The organism is Pontibacterium sp. (assembly GCF_041587635.1).
Lineage (GTDB): Bacteria > Pseudomonadota > Gammaproteobacteria > Pseudomonadales > Balneatricaceae > Pontibacterium.
In genome coordinates this window covers 1-5,815 of the sequence record NZ_JBFGYC010000237.1, presented here as the reverse complement: position 1 = coordinate 5,815, position 5,815 = coordinate 1, and the positions used below count along the sequence as shown (strand labels likewise).

General features: G+C 48.7%; 7 protein-coding genes. 1 reads left to right on the top strand and 6 read right to left on the bottom strand.

Going from position 1 to position 5,815, the window contains the following annotated elements:
* The 3 genes from ABYW01_RS12250 to ABYW01_RS12240 all read right to left on the bottom strand — a co-directional run.
* A partial coding sequence (locus tag ABYW01_RS12250) for an NAD(P)/FAD-dependent oxidoreductase (RefSeq protein ID WP_372833036.1) occupies positions 1-462 on the bottom strand: 462 nt, incomplete at its 3' end.
* 19 nt (positions 463-481) lie between these two features.
* Positions 482-874, bottom strand: coding sequence for a hypothetical protein (locus ABYW01_RS12245; RefSeq protein WP_372833034.1), 393 nt, complete (start codon positions 872-874; stop codon positions 482-484).
* Entirely contained in the window at positions 871-1,041 is a 171-nt protein-coding gene (locus ABYW01_RS12240) for a hypothetical protein (protein WP_372833032.1), read from the bottom strand. Before ABYW01_RS12240 ends, ABYW01_RS12245 begins: the two co-directional genes overlap by 4 nt.
* Positions 1,042-1,149: 108 nt before the next feature.
* Between ABYW01_RS12240 and ABYW01_RS12235 the strand changes: the two genes are divergently transcribed.
* A complete protein-coding gene (locus ABYW01_RS12235) occupies positions 1,150-1,353 on the top strand; it encodes a hypothetical protein (RefSeq protein ID WP_372833029.1) in 204 nt (67 codons plus the stop codon).
* A gap of 61 nt (positions 1,354-1,414) precedes the next feature.
* Here the strand turns inward: ABYW01_RS12235 and rraA are convergent, their stop codons facing one another.
* From rraA to ABYW01_RS12220, 3 genes are all read right to left on the bottom strand, one after another.
* Entirely contained in the window at positions 1,415-1,903 is a 489-nt protein-coding gene (rraA, locus tag ABYW01_RS12230; RefSeq protein WP_193951806.1) for a ribonuclease E activity regulator RraA, read from the bottom strand.
* Between the two features lie 188 nt (positions 1,904-2,091).
* Positions 2,092-2,652: a class I SAM-dependent methyltransferase gene (locus ABYW01_RS12225; protein ID WP_372833026.1), complete on the bottom strand. Its 561-nt coding sequence runs from the start codon at positions 2,650-2,652 to the stop codon at positions 2,092-2,094.
* A 93-nt stretch (positions 2,653-2,745) separates the two neighbouring features.
* Positions 2,746-5,808, bottom strand: a complete 3,063-nt coding sequence (locus tag ABYW01_RS12220; RefSeq protein ID WP_372833038.1) for an FAD-binding and (Fe-S)-binding domain-containing protein — start codon at positions 5,806-5,808, stop codon at positions 2,746-2,748.
* Between the last annotated feature and the right edge of the window lie 7 nt (positions 5,809-5,815).

Below are 5,815 nucleotides of genomic sequence, written 5' to 3'. Positions count from 1 at the left end.
GAGTCGTTTACCCCGGTGTCGTGCTTCATCAGTCACCGCGTAAAAAAGCTGCTGATCTTTAAACTGATCGATACCATCAACACGCAGCTGTATCGGACGAATTGCACCAGCGCCGCTAGCAATAACGACAGCACCCGTATCAAAAAGCACGCCGGTATCTGTTTCAAGCGTAAATCGACCGTTGGGCGTAGGCTGGATACTGATAACTCGCTGTTCAAAATGGAACTCAGGTGCAAAGGGCTGAATCTGTGCGAGCAAATTTTCTACTAGCCCCCGTGCTGATATCTCAGGAATTGCCGGAATGTCGTAGATAGGCTTATCTGGGTACAGCTGAATACACTGCCCTCCGGCATACGGGAGCGCTTCAATAACGTGCGCATGAATGCCTAACAGCCCAAGTTCAAACACCTGGAATAGCCCACAGGGTCCTGCACCAACGATAACAACATCAGTTTTGATCATCCGAACCTCCTTCGCCGGTTTATGAATGGGGGATAAAAGCCTCCGCAAGCAATTGAGAATGATGCTGTTCTAACCACCCAAATAGCTCGCGCTCTTCAAAACGCACATGCGCCTTCAAACACTGCGCAAACAATAGAATCGATTCCCGATCTGTCTGCTGTAGCAAATCGCGCAGACGCACGTGATCGGAAAGAAAGCGCTGTTTAAGCTCTCCTTCAAGAACAGCGCCAAAGCCCTCCTCCTCTTGCAGAAAGTGGGTATACAAATCCTCAGCGAACGTGTCTCTCACCTGCTGCCAGTAATGACTCAGACTGTCGTCGGATAGGCTTCCCAAATCTGATATCCGTTTTGATATAACCAACGCCTGATGATGCTCCCGACTCAACGGCGTAAGCGCAGCTGATCGTTTCATTTATCTTTCCTTCCGTATGACGCTTTTGGTCTGGTCAGCTCACCCTGAGCTTTCCCCTTGTATCCATCAGCTCGGTGAACCTGATTCACGGCAGTACTTGTCACATTCATCCAGTCGCTGTGGAGCGTGTCAAAATTGGTCGCGTCATTACTTTGTTTTTTACTCATCTCTCCCCCTGTGTGCATGCAACAAACACTTATAATGTATTTACAAGCCATGTTATAGTTCAGATTAACATGTTTTTCAATTACATTTTATTCTGACAGGTATGAATAATGGTCATCTGGACTGATGCAGAGTTATGGGTGTTTGCAGCATTAATCGGCATGGTCGTGCTGAAGCTATGGACAGTATGGCACGTATCGATAAAAGCTCAGGCAGATAAGGTAGGTAAGCTAATCTTTCTGGGGTTGATTGCAGGCTTAACCCTCTTTGGGATCGGGGCCAAGACCTATATCAGCATGATGATGGGCGTTTAAGACATTATGAATTAAAAAACCGGGCAAAAGGTATGCCCGGTTCTAGCAAGCTAATTACGTATTATTCAGCAACTTCAAGTTTCTGAGGGGAAACCAGTACACCGTTATTATCAGCGTATACGTATTCACCCGGACGGAAAGTTACACCGCCAAAGGTTACATCTACATTCAGATCACCCAAGCCACGCTTGTCGGTTTTCATCGGATGTGCACCCAAAGCCTGCACACCAAGATCCAGATCGCTGATCGCATTTACATCACGGATACAACCGTAGATGATAATCCCGGCCCATCCATTTTTAGTTGCTTTCTCAGCCAGCATGTCGCCAAGCATCGCACGACGCATAGAGCCACCACCATCAACAACCAGTACTTTACCTTCACCTGGCAGCGCAACCTGCTCACGTACCAGTGAGTTATCTTCAAACGCTTTCAGGGTGACAATTTCACCACCAAAACGTTCACGACCGCCAAAGTTACCGAACATCGGTTCAACAACCTGTACCAGTTCAGGGAACTGATCACAGAGTTCAGGTAGCAAATCTTCCACAGCGTGCTCCTTTCTATACGAATAATTATGTGTGTAAAAACCCTTGTAGACGAAAATCCGCCTGGCTCAGCAGAGACTCTTTGACCTCTTTTTAAGAGAATGCAGTGTGTCCCAATTATTGTGCAATTGCACTACAACCTTAGGGTGGAAACCGCTCATTAACGGATATAACTCAACAGGATACGACATCAACGGCGTTGGAAAAGATAATGATCCATCCAACTGTTATCATTATCGGTCGTACTGTATTCGAGCAGCTCCAGATCAGGATGTATCGTCTCAAGCTCATTTGGTGTAAGACAAAAACGTCGAGAAAATCCCGTCATTTCATGATGTGCCAGGTTGAACGTCGTCAGTAATAGACGACCACCGGGTTTCAGATGATCAACCAGTTCAGGCCAAAGAGCGATCTCAGGCTTATAAAGCGTAATAACAATATTGTCGAACTGTGCTAATCCACTTAATGCGTTCGGCTGCTCAAGATCCCCGACATGGGTGTTTACCTGAAGCCCCTGCTCCTGAGCAAAACCCACCAGACGTTTCAGCCCCTGCTCAGCTATATCGAGCGCCGTAACCTCAAAGCCCTGTGCGGCCAAATAAAGAGAAGCCGCCCCATCGCCTGCCGCAACATCAAGTACAGTACCTACCCGCAATTGGCTAAGACTACGTTGCAGATATCCCGGCACTGTTGGGCGCTTGTCACCTTTATTTCGGTAACGGCTATTCCACTTTTCCTGACTGACGGACATTCGATGAAACCTCTCTATTCAGATGGGGAGGGGCATCCCGCAGCCGTTATCTCATTATGTAATGGCAACTGCGGGGTGCGACAACTAGCATCGTTAGCAAACGCGCTGCAACACGTCCAACAATGCCTGTACAGGATGAGGCAGCTGCTGTTCATCCTGACGCTTCACCTGTGATCGGCAGGAGTAACCCGTGGCGACCAACTTACCCTTATTCTCTGGGTTATTGACCACATCAGCCCAACTCATTTCGTAGATCTTACGGGAGGTATCGTAATTATCCGCTTCGTGCCCATAGGTTCCGGACATTCCACAACAACCTGTTGCAACCACTTCCAGCTTTTGCCCCAATGCACTAAAAATTGCCTGCCAGTTTTTAATTGACGGTGCCGCAGAAGTTTTCTCCGTGCAGTGTGCCATCAACTTATACTCACCGTCGGGAAGGATACCTGCTACGTTTTCAAGCATCGTCAGGTTGCTCGCTAACCACTCCTGAATCAGCTTCACCGGTGGCTGCTCTTCGGTATTTCCGTAGCTGTATTCCTGTCGATAAGTCAGCGTCATAGACGGATCGATACCGATCAGATCGATTCCAGTATCTGCAAGTTCGTTGAGCATTTCACGATTTTGTTTTGCGATACGCTCAAACTGATCCATAAAGCCGTGCACGTGTAACGGTTTACCGTTTGGTTTAAATGGTGCAACCAGCACATAGAACCCCAGGCTATTCAGTAGATCAATCAGATCCAGCACCAGCTGAGTTTCGAAGTAGCTGGTAAAGGCATCCTGTACAATAATGACCGCTTTCTCACGCTGGGCTGCACTCATACGGCTAACCTGGTCCATGGTCGCGAAATCGACGCCCCGCTGCTCCATTCCCTGTTTCAGGCTATGAGTGCATATGGACGGGCTATCCACCATGCCCATATATTTATGAAACAGCTTCTGCATTGTTCCATTGCGCATTGCCCAGTTATAAGGTGCAGGAAATTTCGCCAGATACGGAATCATCAGCTCCAGGCTGCCTACCATATAGTCTTTTAAGGGACGCAGATAACGACCGTGATAGCTTTCAAGGAAACGGGAACGGAAGTCCGGAACGTTCACCTTAATCGGACACTGCCCAACACAGGACTTACACGCCAGACACCCCTTCATTGCGTCGTACACTTCATGGTTGAAGTCGTACTCACCACGGCGTTTGGCCAGTGTGTTTTTAAGCTTGCGCGGCAAGCTGCGGATAAAAGACTCCGACTTCACTTTTGCGCTTTCCGCGACCAGATCGACACCCTGTTTGGACATCAGTCGTGTCCATTCGCGAATCAATGACGCACGCCCCTTCGGCGAGTGAACACGTTCCCGTGTTGCTTTCCAGGATGGACACATCGCATCATTCGGATCGTAGTTATAGCAAGCGCCGTTACCGTTACAGTACATCGCAGCATCATAATACTGGAATGTATTCGGATCGATCTGGCGATCATACTGGCCACGGGTTGGCACAGCATCAATCTTCAGCAGTTCTGCACCTTCAATTGCAGGGGTAGCAATTTTGCCCGGATTCAGTTGGTTACGCGGATCAAAGCAGCCTTTGATACGCTGAATATCCGCATAAAGCTCACCAAAGAACTCCGGGGCATATTCGGAACGTACGCCTTTACCATGCTCACCCCACAGCAGACCTTTATATTTTTGGGTCAGCGCGACCACTTGATCCGTCACTTCACGAATAAGCGGTTCCTGAACTTCATCCTTCATATCCATTGCAGGACGGACGTGCAGTACGCCCGCATCGACATGGCCAAACATACCGTATGCCAGATCGCGCTCATCGAGTACTGCACGGAATTCCATAATAAAGTCAGCCAGGTTTTCCGGCGGTACCGCAGTATCTTCTACAAATGGAATTGGACGCTTCTGGCCTTTGGCATTACCCAACAGACCGACCGCCTTTTTGCGCATTGCCCAGACTTTACTGATCTCTGCAGCGCCATACACCACAGAATGACCAAAGCTCTTACCGGTATCACCTGCGACTTGAGTCAAGTGTGTGGTCAGTTTTTCAACCTTAGCGCGCAACTCCGCTTCGTCATCTCCGGTATATTCCACCAGATTGATCCCGCTGATCTCAGGTTCGCCTTCAGATGTAGGAAAATAGTCAGCAACGGTATCCCAGATAATATCGCCCATTGCCAGGTTTAATACTTTGGAATCAACGGTTTCTATCGACGTTGGGGCATACTCCATTAACGTCGTCGCATCGCGTAGAGAGGTTTCGAAGCTGTCGTACTTAACGTTGACCAACGCCGCATACTTTGGGATTGGCAGCACATTGAGTTTCGCTTCAGCGATAAACGCCAGTGACCCTTCTGCGCCACACAAAACAGAATTCAGATTAAATTGACCATTTTCATCATAGATATGAGCCAGATCGTAACCGGTCAGACAGCGGTTTAATTTCGGAAACTTAGCCTCGATCAGCTCTTTCTTGGTGGTAAAAATTTCATCGACCACACGATGGGCTTCGCCCACCCGGTCACTACGCTGTTTGATCGTTTCCAGTTCATCCGCTGTGATTGGAGCCGATTCCCAAACTGTGCCATCAAGGAATACAGACTTCAGCTCCAGCACATGGTCACGGGTTTTGCCGTACATACATGAACCCTGACCACTGGCATCGGTATTGATCATACCGCCCACCGTAGCCCGGTTACTGGTCGACAACTCAGGCGCAAAGAAAAAACCATACGGTTTAAGTGCTGCGTTTAGCTGATCCTTAACCACCCCGCCCTGCACGCGTACCCAACGCTCATCCGCATTGATCTCCAATACCTGATTCATATGTCGGGACACATCCACCAGCAAGCCATCAGTCAGTGACTGACCGTTCGTACCTGTGCCGCCACCGCGTGGACTCAATACCACTTCGACATACTCCCGTTGATCCGACAACTTAGCAATGCGTACAAGATCAGTCAGCGTTTTCGGGTACAAAACGCCCTGCGGCAACATTTGATAGATGCTGTTATCTGTTGCCAATACAACACGGTTCGCGTAGTCCGGGCTTAGATCCCCTTCAAACCCGTCCGCTTTCAGCCGCTCAATAAACTGTAAATACAGCTGTTGTGTCGCATCGATCTCAGATATACGTGGAATCATGGTGTTG